Origin of the sequence: Arthrobacter sp. Ld5 (assembly GCF_051172775.1) — a bacterium.
In the GTDB taxonomy this organism is placed as follows: Bacteria; Actinomycetota; Actinomycetes; order Actinomycetales; family Micrococcaceae; genus Arthrobacter_D.
This window is the reverse complement of record NZ_JBPKBO010000006.1, coordinates 26,625-45,952: the sequence shown is the minus strand read 5'-3', so window position 1 is coordinate 45,952 and position 19,328 is coordinate 26,625. Positions and strand designations below refer to the sequence as shown.

The 19,328-nt window shown below is 73.1% G+C and carries 13 protein-coding genes; 8 read left to right on the top strand and 5 right to left on the bottom strand.

Annotation, left to right across the window (positions count from 1 at the left end; translation table 11 throughout):
• Positions 1-24: 24 nt before the first annotated feature.
• A complete protein-coding gene (locus ACSGDB_RS03825) occupies positions 25-1,014 on the top strand; it encodes a stage II sporulation protein M (protein ID WP_434992988.1) in 990 nt (329 codons plus the stop codon).
• A 164-nt stretch (positions 1,015-1,178) separates the two neighbouring features.
• A complete protein-coding gene (locus tag ACSGDB_RS03820) occupies positions 1,179-2,597 on the top strand; it encodes a TIGR01906 family membrane protein (RefSeq protein WP_434992986.1) in 1,419 nt (472 codons plus the stop codon).
• A 128-nt stretch (positions 2,598-2,725) separates the two neighbouring features.
• On the opposite strand, the gene ACSGDB_RS03815 is transcribed toward ACSGDB_RS03820, so the two are convergent.
• Complete coding sequence (locus ACSGDB_RS03815; protein ID WP_434992983.1) at positions 2,726-4,561, bottom strand: AMP-dependent synthetase/ligase; 1,836 nt, start codon at positions 4,559-4,561, stop codon at positions 2,726-2,728.
• Positions 4,562-4,647: 86 nt separating this feature from the next.
• A complete protein-coding gene (locus ACSGDB_RS03810; RefSeq protein ID WP_434992981.1) occupies positions 4,648-6,270 on the bottom strand; it encodes a dolichyl-phosphate-mannose--protein mannosyltransferase in 1,623 nt (540 codons plus the stop codon).
• Between the two features lie 173 nt (positions 6,271-6,443).
• On the opposite strand from ACSGDB_RS03810, the gene rsmI reads away from it, so the two are divergent.
• Positions 6,444-7,313 carry a 16S rRNA (cytidine(1402)-2'-O)-methyltransferase gene (rsmI, locus tag ACSGDB_RS03805; protein WP_434993076.1) on the top strand — a complete coding sequence of 290 codons (870 nt, stop codon included), beginning with the start codon at positions 6,444-6,446 and terminating at the stop codon, positions 7,311-7,313.
• A 143-nt stretch (positions 7,314-7,456) separates the two neighbouring features.
• Entirely contained in the window at positions 7,457-8,938 is a 1,482-nt protein-coding gene (locus tag ACSGDB_RS03800) for an NAD-dependent succinate-semialdehyde dehydrogenase (RefSeq protein WP_434992979.1), read from the top strand.
• Between the two features lie 11 nt (positions 8,939-8,949).
• On the opposite strand, the gene ACSGDB_RS03795 is transcribed toward ACSGDB_RS03800, so the two are convergent.
• The 3 genes from ACSGDB_RS03795 to ACSGDB_RS03785 are packed head-to-tail and all read right to left on the bottom strand — an operon-like array spanning position 8,950 to position 13,952.
• Positions 8,950-11,358, bottom strand: coding sequence for a transglutaminaseTgpA domain-containing protein (locus ACSGDB_RS03795; protein WP_434992977.1), 2,409 nt, complete (start codon positions 11,356-11,358; stop codon positions 8,950-8,952).
• A complete protein-coding gene (locus ACSGDB_RS03790) occupies positions 11,355-12,887 on the bottom strand; it encodes a DUF58 domain-containing protein (RefSeq protein WP_434992975.1) in 1,533 nt (510 codons plus the stop codon). The genes ACSGDB_RS03795 and ACSGDB_RS03790 overlap by 4 nt, the downstream gene beginning before the upstream one ends.
• Positions 12,888-12,935: 48 nt before the next feature.
• Entirely contained in the window at positions 12,936-13,952 is a 1,017-nt protein-coding gene (locus ACSGDB_RS03785) for an AAA family ATPase (RefSeq protein WP_434992974.1), read from the bottom strand.
• A gap of 186 nt (positions 13,953-14,138) precedes the next feature.
• Between ACSGDB_RS03785 and ACSGDB_RS03780 the strand changes: the two genes are divergently transcribed.
• From ACSGDB_RS03780 to ACSGDB_RS03765, 4 genes are all read left to right on the top strand, one after another.
• Complete coding sequence (locus ACSGDB_RS03780) at positions 14,139-15,089, top strand: TatD family hydrolase (protein ID WP_434992973.1); 951 nt, start codon at positions 14,139-14,141, stop codon at positions 15,087-15,089.
• A gap of 346 nt (positions 15,090-15,435) precedes the next feature.
• On the top strand, positions 15,436-16,329 hold the full coding sequence (gene rsmA / locus ACSGDB_RS03775) for a 16S rRNA (adenine(1518)-N(6)/adenine(1519)-N(6))-dimethyltransferase RsmA (RefSeq protein ID WP_434992972.1): 894 nt from the start codon (positions 15,436-15,438) through the stop codon (positions 16,327-16,329).
• A 90-nt stretch (positions 16,330-16,419) separates the two neighbouring features.
• On the top strand, positions 16,420-17,367 hold the full coding sequence (locus tag ACSGDB_RS03770; protein ID WP_434992970.1) for a 4-(cytidine 5'-diphospho)-2-C-methyl-D-erythritol kinase: 948 nt from the start codon (positions 16,420-16,422) through the stop codon (positions 17,365-17,367).
• A gap of 36 nt (positions 17,368-17,403) precedes the next feature.
• Positions 17,404-19,224: an ABC-F family ATP-binding cassette domain-containing protein gene (locus ACSGDB_RS03765; protein ID WP_434992969.1), complete on the top strand. Its 1,821-nt coding sequence runs from the start codon at positions 17,404-17,406 to the stop codon at positions 19,222-19,224.
• Positions 19,225-19,328: the final 104 nt, after the last annotated feature.

Below are 19,328 nucleotides of genomic sequence, written 5' to 3'. Positions count from 1 at the left end.
ACGGCGGAACTATAGGGTGGGGCCATGGACGTGGACGCATTCATCGCCGTGCACCGCAGCGACTGGCAACGCCTGGACGACCTCGTGGGCCGGCGGAGGCTGGACGGTGCGGAGTCGGACGAGCTGCTGGTGCTGTACCAGCGCGTCTCCACGCACCTGTCGATCATCCGGTCCGTGGATCCCGAGAGCGCGCTGTCCGGTGCGCTGTCCACGCGCCTCTCGCGGGCGCGGACGCGGTTCACCGGGGCGCGATCCAACACCATGGAGGACATCGCGCAGTTCTTCGTGTTCTCCCTGCCCGCTGCGTTCTACCGGATCCGGTGGCTCACGGCGGTGGTGGGGGTGCTCTTCCTCGCGGTGGCCTGGCTCTACGCCTCCTGGGTGGGCACGCCCGGCGTGATCCAGGCGCTCGGCCCGGACGAGGATCTCCGGCGCTACGTCGAGGAGGACTTCGTCGACTACTACTCGGAGAATCCGGCCGCCTCCTTCGCCGGCCTCGTGTGGACGAACAACGCGTGGATCGCCCTGCAGGCCGTCGCGTTCGGCGTCACCGGCATCTGGCCCGTGTTCATCCTGTACCAGAACGCCCAGGGCCTGGGCATGGCGGCCGGCACGATGGCGTCCTACGACCGTCTGGACACCTTCTTCATCTACATCCTGCCCCACGGTTTCATGGAGCTGACCGCCATCTTCATCGCCACCGCGGCGGGGCTGCGCATCTTCTGGGCCTGGGTTGCCCCGGGCCGCAGGCCGCGCGCCGCAGCGCTCGCCGAGGAGGGCCGCGCGCTGATCACGGTCGCGCTCGGGCTGGTGCTCGTGCTGCTCGTCTCGGGGCTCGTCGAGGGTTTCGTGACGCCGAGCGGGCTGCCGCCGTGGCTGCGCATCGGCATCGGGTTCCTGGTCTTCGCCGCGTACTGGGCGTACACCCTGATCCTCGGCCGGCGCGCGGTCGCCGCCGGGCACCGGGGCGACCTCGCCGCCGTCGACCGGGGAGACGCCGTCCTCACGGCCTGACCCGGTGCCGGCGCCTGACCCGCGGTCGGCGCCTTACCCGCGGCGGCGCCTGACCCGCGGCCGGCGGGCGTGCGGGGAGCCTCCCAACGGGGCACCCGAATGCCCGGTAGTGTCGAAAGACGCCGGATGCAGGCACCGGCCGCACCCATCAAGGAGACATCGCAGTGGCAGAGACCGACAGCACCCGTCCGAGCGCGTCCGGCGCATCCCGCGCGGAGGGGTCGGGCGACGATGCGGCTGCGATCGGGCCGGACCCGGGAACGTCCGGGGCCGTCCCGGATCACGCGGGGGAGCCCGCGTCGGCCCCGCCCCTGGTTCCGCAGGATCACATCCCCATGCGGAGGGCGGCCAGCCTCCCGGAGATCCCGGACGAGCGCGCGGACGACGGGCAGATCCCGGGTGACTCCTCCGTGGACGCGTCCTCCGTGGATGCGTCCTCCGTTGACGAGTTCGACGACGTCGAGGAGCGGGACGACGCCGATCGGCGGGACGAGCGGGACGAGCGGGACGAGCGGGACGAGCCCGACGACACGGAGCGGCCGGACGACGTAGCCCGGCCCGAGGACGACGGGCCGTCGGCAGACGCCGTTCAACCCGACGACGCCGGTCGGCCGGACGACGCCGATCAGCCCGACGATGCCGGACGAGGCCCTGAGCAGGGTGTGGCCGAGGGATCGGGTGCCTCGGCCGCCGCGGCGATCGCGGCACCCTCGTCGTCGGGTGCCGGCCCGTCGGGCAGCGGAAGCCATGCGTCGCCTGCCGCCGGACCGTCCAGGGACACAGCCGCTGCCTCCCTGCGCGGGCCGGACCGCGAGGCCGCCCGCCGTGCTGCGGCCCGGGATCAGGCCGCGGCCGCGAAGCCCGTGCTCCCGCGGTTCCTGCAGGTCGTCGTCGCGCTCTTCTTCCCGGTGGTCGTGGTCGCGGCCGCGGTCCGGGCGGTCGCGACGTCGTCGTTCCTGTGGCTGGAGTACCACCGGCCCGGGTTCCCCGCGGACCAGTTCGGGTTCTCGCTGGAGGACCGGATGACGTACGGCTCGTACGCGCTCGACTACGTGCTGAACTTCGCGCCGCCGCGGTATCTCGGGGATCTGGTGACGCCCGAGGGCGAGTCGCTGTTCCTCGAGTCGGAGGTCGGTCACATGGCCGACGTGAAGGGCGTGCTCGGGCTGTCCTTCTTCATCGCCCTCGTGCTCCTCTTCCTGTCCGTCCTGGCCTGTCTCTATCTCGCGCGGCACTACAAGGGCGGGATCCGGCGGGCGCTGTTCTCCGGGGCTGTGCTGACGCTCGTCGGCATCGCCGTCCTGACCGTCCTGGCGGTCCTCGCGTGGCAGGCGTTCTTCACCCAGGTCCACGCCCTGTTCTTCGCCGACGGCACCTGGACCTTCCGCCTGGACGACACCCTGATCCGGCTGTTCCCCGAGCAGTTCTGGACGGATTCCGCCCTGGCAGTCGCCGTCCTCGTCCTGGCGGCGACGATCCTCACGCTCGTCCTCACGTGGCCCACGAAGGCCCGCCGCGATCGCTCCATGATGGCCCAGGAAGCGGCCGAGGCGCGGTCCCGGGAGGCGCTGGACGCCTCCTAACGGCGCCGTCCCCCGGGCCGTTCCGGGCGGGCCGCCGCGGCGGGCGCCCAAACCCGTGGGAACCGAGCCACGGGTCTGGGCCGCCGCGCCGGGTGCCCGCCGCAACCCCGCCGCGCCGGGCGCCTCCGCTAGCGCCTCGCGTAGAGCTCCTCCAGCGCCCGGGCGTGGTCGGCGACGACGGCGGCCCGCTTCAGCTTGAGGGTGGGCGTCAGGTGCCCGGACTCGACGCTGAACTCGACGGCGAGCACGGTGAACTTCCGGATCTGCTCCGCCTGCGAGACGGTGGCGTTCGCGGCGTCGACGGCGGACTGCACCTCGGCGAGGACGTCGGCATCACGGGCCGCCTGCTCCGCGGTCAGCCCGGGGCGGCCGTGGGCGGCTGCCCACGGCTCGAGGGCTTCGCGGTCCAGGCTGATGAGCGCCGCGATGAACGGCCTGCCCTCGCCCACGAGGACGGCCTGGCTGACGAGCGCGTTCTCCCGCAGCTTCTCCTCGAGGGGACCGGGCGCCACGTTCTTGCCACCGGCGGTCACCAGCAGGTCCTTCTTTCGCCCGGTGATCGTGAGGAAGCCGTCCTCGTCGAGCGCGCCGAGGTCACCCGTCCTGAAGTACCCGTCCTCGGTGAACACCTCCGCCGTCGCGGCCTCGTTCCGGTGGTATCCGGCGAACACGCCCGTGCCCTTCACCTGCACCTCGCCGTCGTCGTCGATCCGGACGCTGGTGCCAGGCATCGGGATGCCCACGGATCCAACGCGCGTCAGTGCCACCGTGTTCACGGTGCACGGCGCGGTGCTCTCGGTGAGGCCGTAGCCCTCCTGCACCAGGATCCCGGCGCCGCGGAAGAAGTGGGTCAGGTGTTCGCTGAGCGGGCTCGCCCCGGACACCGTGTAGGTGACCTCGCCGCCGAAGACGCCCCGCAGCCGGGGGTACACGATCCTGTCGAACATCGCGTGCGACGCGCGCAGGACGGGCGAGGGGCCGCGCCCGCCCCGGCCGCGGGCGTCCACCGCGCGCGAGTAGGCGACGGCGGTGCGCTCCGCGGCCGCGAAGAGCCGGCCCTTCCCGGACTCCGCCGCGCGCTGGCCCGCCGTGGCGTGGATCTTCTCGAAGATGCGCGGGACGGCGAGCAGGAACGTCGGCTTGAAGGTCGTCAGGTCCTCGAGCAGCTGCGCCGCCGACCCGGAGTGCGCGAGCGTGATGCCACCCGCGAAGCACACCACCTGGACGGCACGCGCCAGGACGTGGGCCAGGGGCAGGAACATGAGGGTCCGGGCGTTCTCCTGCTTCAGGAACTCCGGCAGGAACTCCAGCGTGTTGACGGCGAACAAGGCGAAGTTGCCGTGCGTGATCACGCAGCCCTTCGGCCGTCCCGTGGTGCCCGAGGTGTAGACGATGGACGCGGCGTCGTCGAGGCCGCGGGAGGACCGCGCCGCCTCCAGCGCCTCATCGGAGACGGCGACGCCGGCCTCGCCGAGCGTCGCGAGGGTCGCCACGCCGTCGACCGCCTCGGAGCTCAGCCGGACCACGGAGGTCGTCCCCGACCGGCCGGCACGCGCCGCCGCATCCTCGATGACGCGCGCCCTGGACTCGTCCTCGGCGAAGACGACGGCGGGCTGCGCGTCCTCGAGGATCCACGCCACCTGGTGGGCGGAGGAGGTCTCGTAGACGGGGACGGTGACGGCCCCGGCGAACCAGATGGCGACGTCGGCGAGCGTCCACTCGTAGCGCGTCCTCGACATCACGGCGACGGCGTCGCCGGGCTGCACCCCGGACGCCACGAGGCCCTTGGCCAGGCGCCGGACCTGCTGCAGGAACTCCGCCGCCGAGACGTCCTGCCAGTGCGTCCCCGACCGCAGTGCGTACAGCGTGCGCCCCGGATCGGCGTCGTGCGTCCGCAGCAGCAGATCGGTGGTGTTGCTGGTCGACGGCAGGTCGACGAGGAGGTCAGTGATGGCTTCGCGCACTGGTGCTCGCTTTCGTCCCGGTGGAGACCGGTTGGTCCGGTGGGAACCGGGGTGTTGTCGGAAGATGCAGGGGGCGGGCCGCGGCCCTAGATCCAGCTCGGCAGCCACATGCGTTCGCGCCACTGGTCGTAGGGGATGACCTCGGCCGTCCAGATGGGCAGGAAGTAGGCCGACAGCGCGACGGCGGCGGCCAGGAAGAGCCCCACCAGCACGATACCCGTCCGCCGCCGGGCCGCGTCCGCCCCCGGACCGCCGAGCACGAGGCCGAGGCAGTAGACGAGGGCCAGCACGAGGAACGGCTCGAAGGCCACGGCGTAGAAGTAGAAGGTGGTGCGTTCCGGGTACAGGAACCAGGGCAGGTAGCCCGCGGCGACGCCCGTGAGGATCGCCGCGGCACGCCAGTCGCGGCGGCCCAGCCAGAAGAACAGCAGCACGAGGAGGGACAGTGCGGCACTCCACCAGATGAGCGGATTGCCGAGCACGGTCACGGCCTGCGAGCAGGCGTCCGCGCCGCACCCGCCCGGCTTCTCGTAGAAGTACGACGTCGGACGGCCCACCACGAGCCAGGACCAGGGGGTCGCCTCGTACGGGTGGTCGGAGCCGAGGCCCTCGTGGAAGGCGAAGGCGCTGCGGTGGTACTCGGCGAGGGAGCGGAGCCCGTCCGGCAGCCAGCCCCACTGCTCCGACGGGTTCTGCCGGGCCCACGTGCGGTCGTAGGCGTTCGTGGACAGGAACCAGCCCGTCCAGGTAGCCAGGTAGGTGAGCACGGCCACGGGGACGATGCAGGCGAAGGCGAGCAGGCCGTCCTTCAGCGCCGCACCCAGTACCCAGCGGTGCACGCCGGCGATGCGCCGCGCGCTCATGTCCCAGGCCACGGTCATCAGGCCGAAGGCGGCGAGGAAGGGCAGGGCGGACCACTTGGTGCCGAGCGCGAGGCCGAGGTACACGCCCGCCGCGAGGCGCCACGGCCGGAACCCCAGGAACGGGCCGTACACCAGGTGCGCGCGGGGCGGCCCGCCGCCGTGCACCGGTGTGGCGAGCCGGGCGGCGAGGCGCCGTCGGCCGTCGTCGCGGTCCACCAGGAGCGCCGCGAAGGCGGCGAGGAGCCAGAAGCTCAGGAAGATGTCCAGCAGGGAGGTGCGCGACTGCACCAGGTGGTGGCCGTCGACCGCGAGGAGGAGCCCGGCGGCGGCCCCCAGCAGCGCCGAACCGAACATCCGGTGGGCGACGACGGCGAGCAGGAGCACCGAGAGGGTCCCCACGGCGGCGGCGGAGAAGCGCCAGCCGAAGGCGTTGTCCGAGCCGAACAGCAGCATGCCGAACGCGATCATCCACTTGCCGACCGGCGGGTGGACCACGTAGTCGGGGGAGTCGAGGAGCACGCCGGGGGTGCCGGCGTTGAAGGAGTCGTTGGCGTCCTCGGGCCATTCGCGCTCGTAGCCCGACTGCAGCAGCGAGTAGGCGTCCTTGACGTAGTACGTCTCGTCGAACACGAGGGAGCCGGGTTCGCCCAGGCGCACGAAGCGCAGGATCCCGCCGAGCAGGGCCACGGCCAGCGGGAGGGCCCAGCGCAGCGGACCCCCGGGCGCCGCGGCGCCGAGCAGGCGTGAGAGCAGGGCGTCGCGCGTGAAGGCGAGGGAGGGAGCGAGGACCCAGGATCCGGCTGGCTGTGGGCTGTCCCGTCGGGGTCGGACGGCGGTGGGACTCACCCTGCCATGCTACCGGCGGCGGAGGCGCGGGCCCCGCACCCGGCCGCCTGCCGGGCGGCGTGGAGCGCTAGGCTGGTGCGGTGAACCAGCCACGCGACGACGACGCCCCCGCTTCCGACCGGGACGAATCCCCGGCGCCCGTGGAGGACCGGACCGACGCCGTCCGGCCCGCGATCCCGGCGTACCGCGGCACCGCGGGCGACGACAGCGGCCGGGGGCGGATCGTCCTGGCGGCGACGCCCATCGGCAACATGGGGGACGCCACCGAACGCCTGATCGGGCTCCTGCACACCGCGGACGTCGTCGCCGCCGAGGACACACGCCGCCTGCACCGCCTGGTGCAGGCGCTCGGCGTCACCGTGACCGGCCGGGTCATCAGCTACCACGAGCACAACGAGGCCGAGCGCACGCCCGAACTGCTCGAGCTCGTCCGCGACGGCGCGACCCTGCTGATGGTGACCGACGCCGGCATGCCCTCGGTCTCGGATCCCGGGTACCGCCTGGTCGAGGCCGCGGTGGCCGAGGGCCTCGACCTGACGGCGGTGCCGGGCGCGTCCGCGGTCCTCGCGGCGCTCGCACTGTCCGGGCTGCCCACCGACAGGTTCTGCTTCGAGGGGTTCCTGCCTCGCAAGCCGGGCGTGCGGGCGGGACGCCTCGCCGATCTCGCGGCCGAACGCCGCACGATGGTGTTCTTCGAGGCCCCGCACCGCCTCGAGGCGATGCTGCGCTCGCTGCAGCAGGCGTTCGGTTCCGATCGGCAGGCGGCCGTGGCCCGCGAACTGACCAAGGTGCACGAGCAGGTCGTCCGCGGCTCGCTCCTCGAACTCCTCCAGTGGGCGCAGGAGGTCGAGGTGCGCGGTGAGATCGCCGTGGTCCTCGCCGGCGCCCCCGAGACCCCGCCCTCCCGGCCCGAGGACCACGTGGCCCAGGTGAACGGGCTCATGGACGGCGGGATGCGCCTCAAGGACGCCGTGGCGGCTGTCGCCGCCGACGCCCGCGTCAGCAAACGGGAGCTGTACGCCGCGGTGATCGCCGCGCGCTGACCGGCTGCACCGCGGCTGTGCACTCGTCCAAAGGGAAGCCCTTCGTGCCGTGCAGACCCTACTGGACACCCGTTCACCGCCCGGTCTAGCGTGAGCGGGAATGCCCCGCCAGGGCGCCCCGCATCTTCCCGAAGGAGCTCACATTGGCCGTCACCGCCGACCAGGAGAAGGCAGTACTCGACAAGGTTCCCACCGGGCTCCTGATCGACGGACAGTGGCGGGCGTCGTCGTCCGGTGCCACCTTCGACGTGGAGGACCCGGCCACCGGCCGCACCCTGCTCACGCTGGCGGACGCCACCCCCGAGGACGGCATGGCCGCGCTCGACGCCGCCGTCGCCGCGCAGGCCGACTGGGCGCGGACCGCCCCGCGCGAACGCGGCGAGATCCTGCGGAGGGCGTTCGACCTGGTCACCGCGCGCGCCGACGAGTTCGCGCTGCTGATGACGCTCGAGATGGGCAAGCCGCTGGCCGAGGCGCGCGGCGAGGTCACCTACGGCGCCGAGTTCCTGCGGTGGTTCTCCGAGGAGGCCGTGCGCACCTCGGGCCGGTACTCCACCTCACCGGACGGGAAGTCCCGCCTGCTCGTGAGCAAGAAGCCCGTGGGCCCGTGCCTGCTCATCACGCCGTGGAACTTCCCGCTGGCCATGGCGACGCGGAAGATCGCGCCGGCCATCGCCGCCGGGTGCACCATGGTGCTCAAGCCCGCGAACCTGACCCCGCTCACGTCTTCCCTCTTCGCCACCGTCCTGCAGGAGGCCGGCCTGCCCGCCGGCGTGCTCAACATCGTCAACACCACCACGGCCGGGGACGTCACCGGACCGCTCATCGAGGACGCGCGCCTGCGCAAGCTCTCCTTCACCGGGTCCACCCCGGTGGGCCGCAACCTCCTCGCGGCCGCCTCGAAGAACGTGCTGCGGACCTCCATGGAGCTCGGCGGCAACGCGCCGTTCGTCGTGTTCGAGGACGCCGATCTCGACGCCGCGGTGACCGGGGCCATGCTGGCGAAGCTCCGCAACATGGGCGAGGCCTGCACGGCCGCGAACCGCTTCATCGTCCACGAGTCGGTGGCCGACCGCTTCGCCGCGGCCCTCGCCGAGCGCATGGAGACCATGACGCCGGCGCGCGGCACGGAGGACGCGTCGAAGCTCGGTCCGCTGATCGACCGGAAGAGCCGCGACAAGGTCCACGAGCTGGTGACCGCCGCGGTCGGTGACGGCGCGGTCGCCGTCACCGGAGGCGCACCGGTGACGGGCGCCGGCTACTTCTACCAGGCCACCGTCCTGAAGGACGTGCCCCGCTCCGCGCGCATCATGCAGGAGGAGATCTTCGGCCCCGTGGCGCCGATCATCACGTTCAGCACCGAGGACGAGGCGGTGGAGCTCGCGAACGACACCGAGTACGGCCTCGTGGCCTACGTCTTCACGCGCGACCTCAACCGCGGCCTGCGCATGGGCGAGCGGCTGGACACCGGCATGCTGGGCCTCAACGCGGGCGTGGTGTCCAACGCGGCAGCACCGTTCGGCGGCGTCAAGCAGTCTGGCCTCGGCCGGGAGGGCGGCGCCGAGGGCATCGAGGAGTACCTGTACACGCAGTACGTGGGGATCGCGGACCCCTACGCCTCCTAGCACCCCTCGGCTCAGCGCCGCCCGCCGCTCCGGAACCGGTGGAGCAACGACTGCGGGAACAGCCGCGCCCGGACCCGGACGGGCCACGCGCTGCCCGTCCGGAGCGCACGCGTGACGGTGTCGACGTCGTCCCACTGCGGCACCGGTGCCGTCCGGGTGCCGCCCCGCGCCGGGGCGGACCGGGGCCCGGGTCCCACGCCGTGGTCCGCGTACTCCTCGACCTCGTAGGCGGTGCGCAGGCGGGAGAGGGATGCGTCGGGGCCGGCGGCGAACCCGGCGTCGCGGGTGAGCCGCCCGGCGAAGGTGCGGGGGGTGTCGGTGGGCTCCAGCTGGTAGCCGTAGTCGCCGGCGATCTCCGTCGTCTCCGCCCACGCCGCGGTCGCCGCCGCCGTCCCGCCGGGGTCGCCGCCCTCTGTCTCACGGACGACGACGGCGCGGCGTCGGGCGCGGGTCCTCGCCGTCCGCAGGAGGAACGGCAGGACCGCGAGCAGCACCAGGCCGACGCCGGCCAGGGCGCCCACCCCGGGCCCGGCGTCCTCCGCCGACCCGCGCCCGGCCCGGGTTGCGTCCTCCGCGGGATCCGTCGCGGACGGCGACGGTTCCGCGACGCCGGGAAGGCTGCCGGGGTTCAGCCCGCTGACGTCGTCCGCCCGCGGCCCGACCGGGGAGAACGCCTGCTGCGCGTAGGTGGGCACCACGCCGCGGGACGGCGTGGGCTCGAACTGCACCCAGCCCACGCCCTCGAAGTACAGTTCGGGCCACGCGTGCGCGTTGCGGGAGTCGACGACGAACTCGCGGAGCTCCGTGCCCGCGGGGCCCTCCTCGGTGTCACCCGTGGGGCTGCCGGGGGTGTAGCCGATCGCCACGCGGCTCGGGATGCCCGCCGCGCGCGCCATCACCGCCATGGTGCCCGCGTAGTGCACGCAGTACCCGGACTTCGCCTCGAGGAAGCGCGCCATCACGTCCATGCCGTTGCCGTCGTACCCGCCCTCGACGGGCGCCTCCACCGAGTAGGAGAAGTCGGGGCCGCGCAGGTAGCTCTGGATGGCGACGGCCTTGTCGTAGGGGTTCACGAACTCGTCCGTGACCTCCGCGGTCCGGTCCCGGACGATCTGCGGGGTGTCCTCCGGCAGGTCCGTGAAGACCTCGGCGACGGCGTCGGCGTCCGCGGGGCCGATCACGCCGAGCCCCTCGCGCGTGAGGTCCGCGGCGCGGCTCTGCACCACATATTCCTGCCGTGCCGTCGATCCGCCGTCGGTGGCGAGAATGGAGAGGTTCGCCGGGTCCCAGGCCCACGTGCCGGCGAGGTTCGTGACGCCCGTGGGGGCGTAGGGGGCCACGAGCCAGGGGCTCGCGTAGCTCCGCGTGGAGACGCGCGTGAACACGGTGTCGCCCTCGGGCGGGTTCTCCGGGGTGCCGGCCTCCGGGCCGAGCGCGGCCACACCCGTCTCGCGGTCGTTGATCCGCTGATCGGGCTCCCAGCGCCGGCCGCTGAAGTCCTCGAGGGTGACCGCGCGGAGGTAGAGGGGGAGGTCCGAGTTCGTGGAGTACGTGATCCGGCCGAACCCGGTGGGATTGCGGAGGTCGTTGCCGAGCGTCACCGCCGGGTTCAGTCCGGTGGCGGTGCCCCACACATTGAGGCGGGACCCCTGCGGGAAGGCCCCGGACGTGAACCCGGGGATGAGCAGCGGGAGGGTCACCGTGACGGCGAGCGCCGCGGCGCCGATGATCACGCTCCGTCCCGCGAAGCCGGTGGAGGCACGCGCGCCGCCCGAGGCGAGGCGGTCCTCCCGCCGCTGTGCGACGGCCAGGAGCAGCAGGAACGCGACGACGGTGGCCACGAAGGCGGCCATTCCCACGCCGTCGGGCTTCACGACGGCGGGGGTCACCAGGGTCGCGAAGAGCCCGAGGCCGCTCGCCGCCGGCATGCGGACGGTCGTCGAGATGACGTCGATGAGAATGGCGATGAGCCCCAGGGCGGCGCACAGGACCAGGACGAGGCCCGCCCCCGGCAGGACCGGTGCCACCTGGGAGACGACGGTCTCCTCCGCCTGGGCGAGGAGGCGCTGCAGCTCCAGCGGGGTTCCCGGGCCCGGGATCACACCGAGGATGCTCTGCCGCGGGAAGAACGCCGCAGTGAGGGCCCCGCCGAGCGCGAGCACACCGACGAGCGCGGTGAGGACCCCGTTCAGGCGCAGTGCCCGGGTCAGGGCCATGGCGAGGAGCACGGGAACGAGCGTCCCGAGCACCGGACGCAGCCAGGTCCACGGCTCCACGACGCCGTTGAGGCTGGTGGAGGCCGCGAGCACGGCGAGCAGCACGGATCCCGTGACGGCCCAGTGCCACGGGTCGGCCGGAGGCGCCGACCGCTGCGCCGGGGGAGCGGGTGCGGGCGCGGTGCGGGACAGGGTGGAGGTCATGGCCGCCTTCCGGGGAGGGGATGCCCGGGGCGCCCGGCCGGCGCCGCACCATTCGCGGGGACGTGCGGGGCCGCCCGGCCGACGGCGTGTTCGAGGCCGGCCCAGACGACGGGCAGGCCAGCCGAGGGGGAGGCCGCCGTGGCATGCCAGCCCGCCTCCCGCAGGATGTCGAGCTGGGGCTGCGCGTCGGCGGGACGCTCGGTGGCGAGGATGGCGTAGGCCGGCAACCCGTGGTCGGAGGCCGAGGCCAGCGCCCTCGCCTCCTCCGCGGTGAGCAGGCCGAGGACGGCGATCAGCGGCCCGCGGTGCCGGTTCGCGGCGAGCCGGTCCAGCAGGTCGTCACCGAAGGCCGCGTGCTGGCTCCTGGCGTGCGGGGTCCTCTGCGACGGCTCGGCCGTCCTGCGGCGGACGCGGCGCACCGCGCTGCGCGCCGTCTCGCCGGGCCGCACCGCGGTACTTCCCGAGGAGTCGACGTGGGCCCCCGGGCGGTGCCCGGTCTCGGGCGAGAGCTCGAGCGCCGCGAGTCCCTCGGCGATGCCCTCGACGGCGCCCCGGCCGTGGTGCTCCTCCTCGGACGGGAAGGGCGCCGACGGCGAATGCAGGAGGGCGGGCGCCCCCTGCTGGTCGAGGAACCGCAGCGCGTAGTTGCGTTCGAGCAGGTGTGCGCTGATCGACATGGCGGCCGTGACGGCCCACTCGAAGGTCGGCGACGTGGACAGCGCGCTGTCGGCGGCCGCGTCACGGCCGAAGACCGCGCTGAACCCGGTGCTGAAGCTGGAGTGCCGCCGGTCGAGCAGCAGCGTGGCCTGCGGCATGGTGACCGATTCCTCCTGGCGCACCATGAGCTCGCTGTGGCGTGCCGTCGCCGCCCAGTGCACGCGCCGCAGGGAGTCGCCGTGCCGGTACTCGCGCGTCATGACGTCGTCGTCGCTCGGGTTGGCCTGGCGTCGCGTCGCGGCCATGCCGTCGCTGCCACGGGCCCCGGCGAGGGCGGAGACGAGCAGCTCCACCGGCGCGGGCGTGACCACCAGGGGGTCCGCGGTGCCGAGGACGTGGCGGGACCTGGCGAGACCGAACGGGTCCGTGAACTCGGCCGTGACGGGCCCGATCTCGTAGACCCCGCGCGCCATGGAGCGGATCCGGTACTCGTACAGGGACACGCCCTCGCGGGTGGGGTTGCGCGAGGGGAAGCTGAACCGCGGCGCCTGCCCGAACCGCGGGGGGAGCTGCTCCTCCATGCCGATGCTCGCGCCGCCCGCGACGCTCGCCCTGAGGGCGAGCGTGACGGTGGTCGTGGAACCGACCTCCATGGTCTGCGGCTGGAAGCGGCGGGTCACCGTGAACCGCGGTTTGACGAGCCGGAGGACGACGACGGAGGCCAGCGGCAGGGCGAGCAGCAGCACGCCCACGTAGAGGAGGTCCCGGCGGCCGAGGACCTGCGCGAAGAGCAGCGCGACGACGGCGCCGAGGACGAACCCCCAGCCGCGGGCAGTGAGGACACCCGAGGGAAGCTTCTCGAAGAGGTTCATGCGGGACCGCCGGACGCTAGGGGGTGGGGGTGCCGGGACGGGAGGGTGTCATCGCCGGGGCGCCTCCCGCGTCACGGGGACGCGGGCGAGCACGTCCGCGACGATGCTCGACGCCGTCTCCCCGGCGCTCGTGGCCTTGCGGTCGAGCAGCAGGCGGTGTGCGAGGACGGCGTCGGCGATCGCCGCGATGTCGTCGGGGAGCACGAAGTCGCGGCCTTCCAGGGCGGCGCCGGCCTTCGCGGCCCGCAGCAGCTGCAGCAGCGACCGCGGGCTCGCGCCGAGCCGCAGACGCGGATGCTCCCTCGTGGCGCGCCCGATGGCCACCGTGTAGTCCTTCACGGCCGGCGAGACGTACACCCCGCGCACCTGACGCATCATCGCGGTGATGTCCTCCACGCCCGCCACCGGACGGATGGCCGCGAGCGGCGACACGGACTGGTGGGTCTCCAGCATGTCGGCCTCGGCGCGGGCATCCGGGTAGCCCATGGAGATCCGGGCCATGAAGCGGTCGCGCTGGGCCTCGGGCAGCGGGTACGTACCCTCCATCTCGATCGGGTTCTGCGTCGCGACCACCATGAACGGGTCGCCGAGCAGGTGCGTGTGACCGTCCACGGTCACCTGGTGCTCCTCCATGCACTCGAGCAGCGACGACTGCGTCTTGGCCGAGGCGCGGTTGATCTCGTCGCCGATGACGATGTTCGCGAAGACCGGGCCGGGCCGGAACTCGAACCGCCGGGAGTCCTGGTTGAAGATCGAGACCCCGGTGACGTCCGAGGGCAGCAGGTCCGGGGTGAACTGGATGCGGGTCACGGTGCAGTCGATCGTGCGGGCGAGGGTCTTCGCGAGCAGGGTCTTCCCGACCCCCGGCACGTCCTCGAGCAGCAGGTGGCCCTGGGCGAGGAGGACCGTGAGGGCGAGGCGCGCGGCTTCGGGTTTGCCGTCGATCACCGTCTGGACGGCGTCGAGGATCCGCGTGGCGATGTCGTGGAAACCGGCGTCCGGGTCCGGCGCCGTCGCGAGCCGCGGGTCCGCAGCCGCCTCGGCGATGTTGTGCTGGACGTCCATGGGTATCCTCCATGCGTGCGGCTGCCGTGCCGTGCGGTGCCGGAGGGCCGGGATCGCTCGACACGCAGGGACCGGCTGCGGCCGTTCCAACGCTGGGCAGGTCGGACCGAGCTGAATGATTCAACAGGTTACTAGCTCAACTTGCTTCCCGGGCGATTGGTTCCGCGGCGCAACTAGGCTTGGACCATGTGTACCAGCGCGCCGGCCGTCCGTCACCCCTACGCGGTCGGGGAGACACCCCCCGCCTACCGCGACCCGACGGACGCCGGCGGCGGGGAGGACGCCACGGCGGCCCGACGACGCCGCAGGGGAGCGTACCTGCCGCTGCCGGAGCCGCTACCGGTGCCCGTGATCGACAACCACACGCACTTCGACTTCCGGGAGGGGGCCGTGGAGGTGTCGATCGGCGAGGCCCTCGACGCGGCCGGGGCCGCCGGCGTGCGGGGCGCGGTCCAGGTGGGCACCGACCTCGCGTCCTCGCGCTTCACCGCCGCCGTCGTCGAGCAGGACACGCGGCTCCTCGGGGCGGTCGCCCTGCACCCGAACGAGGCCCCGCTGCTGGCCGCGGCGGGAACGCTCGACGACGCCCTCTCGGAGATCGAGCAGCTCGCCGCGGGGCCGCGGATCCGCGCCCTGGGCGAGACGGGCCTCGACTACTTCCGCACCGGCGAGGACGGCCGGGACAGCCAGCTGGCGTCCTTCCGCAGCCACATCGACATCGCCCGCCGGCTGGGCAGGGCGCTGCAGATCCACGACCGCGAGGCGCACGACGACGTCGTGGCGACGCTGCTCTCCGACACCGCCCCGGACCGCGTGGTGCTGCACTGCTTCTCGGGCGACGCGGACCTCGCGCGGACCTGCAACGAGCACGGCTGGTACATGTCCTTCGCGGGCACGGTGACCTTCAAGAACGCCGAGAACCTGCGCGAGGCCCTCCTCGTGGCCGATCCGGCGCTCGTGCTGACCGAGACGGACGCCCCGTTCCTCACCCCGCACCCGTATCGCGGCCGGCCGAACGCCTCCTACGCCGTCCCGTACACCGTGCGCGCCATGGCGGGAATCCTCGACACCGGCCTCGACGCCCTGTGCGCCCGGCTGACGGCGAACACCGAAGCCGTGTACGGCAGCTGGGACTGACGCGGTCCGCCGGTCGCCGCCGGCCCGTACCGGAGCGCCCGAGAACGGGTGGCGTGCGGACGGAACCCCAGTGCCTGCCCGGTCCGCTCGGGTGGCCGGTACTCGTGCCCGGCCCCGGGCGCCTTCGTAGTGTTCAGCGGGAGGCAGAGCCGCCGCCGCGTCGCACCGGCACCGGCGATGTCCTCCCGTCCGCTTCTCCTGAGACCGGAAGCCGGCGGCAGACCGGTGGTCACCCTCCCAGCCGGGAGACCACCCAGCGGGCCGGCGGCGCCCGGAGCCCCTTCGAGACCAGGGGTTCCACCGGGCGTCGCCGGCTCCGGCACACCCGGACCGATACCATGACAGGGTGACCACGCCCCCCGCCGCCGGCCCGCCCGCCCCCCTCCTCGGAGCAGCGGACATCCGCCGCCTGGCAGCGGAGGTGGACGTCCGGCCCACCAAGACCCTCGGCCAGAACTTCGTGATCGACGGCAACACCATCCGCCGCATCGTCGCCGCCGCGAACCTCGGACCCGCCGAGACGGTCCTGGAGGTGGGCCCCGGCCTCGGCTCCCTCACCCTCGGCCTGCTCGACGCCGCGGACCGTGTCGTCGCCGTCGAGATCGACCCCGTCCTCGCCGGGAAGCTGCCGGAGACCATCGCGTCCTGGCGGCCCGACCGCGCCGGGTCCCTCGACGTCGTCCTCGAGGACGCCCTCCGCGTGACCGCCCTGCCGCACGCACCGACCTCGCTCGTGGCCAACCTGCCCTACAACGTCGCCGTCCCCGTGGTCCTGAACCTGCTCGAACGCTTCCCGTCCCTGACCCACGGGCTCGTCATGGTGCAGGACGAGGTGGCGGACCGGCTGGCCGCGCCCCCGGGGTCGAGGACCTACGGCGTCCCGTCCGTGAAGGCCGCGTGGTACTCCAGCATGGCCAAGGCCGGGGTGATCGGCATGAACGTGTTCTGGCCGGCCCCGAAGATCGCCTCGGGCCTCGTCCGCTTCACCCGCCGGGAACCGCCCGCGACGACGGCGACGCGCGAGCAGGTGTTCGCCGTCATCGACGCCGCGTTCGCCCAGCGCCGCAAGACCCTCCGCGCGGCCCTCGCGGGCTGGGCCGGCAGCCCGGTCCTCGCGGAACAGGCCCTCCGGGCGGCCGGGGTGGACCCGACCGCCCGCGGCGAGGTCCTCGACATCACGGCGTTCGCGCGCATCGCGGAGGCCCGCGTGGACGCCCCGGGCGCAGCCCCCACGCACTGACCGCGCGGGACGGGGCGGACCTCCGCGGGGACTGCCCCGGAACCCGTGTGGGTTAGGTTGGTGGGTATGGCCTCGGGCAGAACAGTCGACATGCGCTCCGGCGCCCGCTCCGTGCGGGTTCGGGCTCCGGGGAAGATCAACGTCTCCCTCACGGTGGGACCGCCCCGGGAGGACGGCTACCACGGGATCGCCAGTGTCTTCCTCGCCGTGTCCCTGTACGAGGAGGTCAGGGCCACCGAGACCGCCGGGGACGGCATCAGCGTGAGCGTCAACGCGCAGGGCACCCTGAACCTCCCCGCCGCGTCCGTCCCGCTGGACCGCACCAACCTCGCCGTGCGTGCCGCGGAACTGCTCGCCGGGCTCAGCCCCGGACGCACGGGCGTGCACCTCGACATCACCAAGCGCGTGCCCATCGCCGGCGGCATGGGCGGCGGCTCCTCGGACGCCGCCGCGGCACTGCTCGCCTGCGACGCCCTGTGGGGCAGCGGGTTCACCCGCGACGAGCTCGCGAAGATCGCCGTCGACCTCGGCGCCGACGTGCCGTTCGCGCTCGTCGGGGGCACCGCCGTCGGCCTCGGCGTCGGCGACCAGCTGACCCCGGCCATCTCGAAGACGCCCCTGCACTGGGTCCTCGTGACCTCCGACTACGGCCTCTCCACCCCCGAGGTGTACCGCACGCTGGACAGGATCCGCGACCGCGAGGGCCTCGACCCCGACCCGCGGCCGGCCATCGACCCCGCGATCCTCGGCACCATGCGGGCCGGGGACGCCCTCGGGCTGGCGCCGCTGCTGCACAACGACCTCCAGCGCGCCTCGATCGAGCTCGCCCCGGGCCTGGGCGATATCCTTGAGACGGGCCAAGCCGCCGGCGCGCTCGCCGGGATCGTCTCCGGCTCGGGTCCCACCATCGCGTTCCTCACCCGGAGCTCCGGTCATGCGGCCGAACTGGAGTCGCGGCTCGCGGCCGAAGGGCTGCAGGCGACGACCGTCCACGGTCCGGCCCACGGGGCGCGGATCGTCCCCGAGACCGCGGCCTGACCGCGCACCACCGTTCCAACCGAAAGCAGCATCTCCTTGGCACACCTCCTCGGCGCCGAAAGCCTCAGCGTCGCCTTCGTCACCCGCACCATCCTGGACAACGTGTCCCTCGGCCTGGAGGCCGGCGACCGCATCGGGGTGGTGGGCCGCAACGGTGACGGCAAGTCCACCCTCATGCGGCTCCTCGCGCAGCGCAGCACGCCGGACTCCGGCCGGGTGACCAAGCGCCGCGACGTCTCCGTGGGCTACCTCGACCAGTCGGACGTGCTCGACGGCGACCTCGAGGTGGGGCGCGCGATCGTCGGCGACCAGGCGGACCACGAGTGGGCGTCCAACCCGAAGATCCGCGACGTCATGGGCGGGCTCGTCTCCGAGGTGGACTGGCACGCGAAGGTGTCCTCCCTCTCCGGCGGGCAGAAGCGCCGCGTGGCCCTCGCGAAGCTGCTGATCGCCGACGACGACGTCATCATGCTCGACGAGCCCACCAACCATCTCGACGTCGAGGGCGTCGCCTGGCTGGCACGGCACCTCCGGCAGCGGTGGCGGCCCACCGAGGGCGGCATGCTCGTGGTCACCCACGACCGCTGGTTCCTCGACGAGGTCTGCAACCACACCTGGGAGGTCCACGACGCCGTCGTCGACGACTTCGACGGCGGCTACGCGGCCTATGTCCTCGCGCGCGCCGAACGGGACCGCATGGCCTCCGTCGTCGAGTCCAAGCGTGTCCAGCTCGTCAAGAAGGAACTCGCCTGGCTGCGCCGCGGCGCCCCCGCCCGCACCGCGAAGCCGAAATTCCGCATCGAGGCCGCGAACGAGCTCATCGCCGACGTCCCCGAGCCCCGCGACTCGCTGGCGCTCAGCAAGATGGCCATGTCCCGGCTCGGCAAGGACGTCCTCGACCTCGAGGACGTCAGCCTGACGATCGACGACGGCGAGGGCGCGGAGCGGACGCTGTTCGACAAGATCACGCTGCGGCTCGCTCCTGGCCAGCGGCTCGGGCTCGTGGGGGTCAACGGCTCCGGCAAGACCACGCTGCTGCGGCTGCTCAACGGCGACCTCCAGCCGACCGCGGGAAAGTTCAAGCGGGGCAAGACGGTCCAGACCGCCGTGCTCTCGCAGGAGGTCAGGGAGCTCGACGACGTCAGTGACAGCCGCGTCATCGAGGTCATCGAGGCCGAGAAGCGCGTCTTCGCCGTCGGGGGCAAGGAGGTCTCCGCGAGCCAGCTCGTGGAGCAGCTCGGCTTCACGAACGAGAAGCAGTGGACGCGGGTCAGCGAGCTCTCCGGTGGCGAGCGCCGGCGCCTGCAGCTGCTCCGGCTGCTCGTGGGGGAGCCGAACGTGCTGATGCTCGACGAGCCGACCAACGACCTCGACACCGACACCCTGTCCGCCATCGAGGACGTGCTGGACGGCTGGCCCGGCACGCTCGTGGTGGTCTCCCACGACCGCTACCTCCTCGAGCGCGTCACCGACACGCAGATGGCGCTGCTCGGGGACGGGAAGCTCCGCGACCTGCCGGGCGGGGTGGACCAGTACCTCGAGCTGCGGAACGCCGCGGGTCCGCTCACGGCCACCGGGAGCGCCGCCTCCCCGGCCGTCAGCGGCGGCTCCGCCGGCAGCACGTCCGAGGCGGAGCTGCGGCAGGCCCGCAAGGACCTCACGCGCATCGAGCGGCAGATCACCAAGGTGGACGCCCAGAAGGACAAGACGCAGCAGCAGATGAACGACGCCGGTGCGCGGCCGGACGCCGACTTCGAGCACATCGCCGGCCTGAATGCCCGGCTGCAGGAGCTGCAGGCGGAGATCGCGGAGCTCGAGGGGCAGTGGATGGAGGCCGCCGAGATCCTCGGCGAGTAGTCACCTACCGCGAGCGTCGGCGGACCAAGTAATCGATGTCGCAAGACAAGTAGCGGGTGCGTGACCCTACTCTCGTTTTCGCCGTGTGTCGTCCTGTTAGCTGG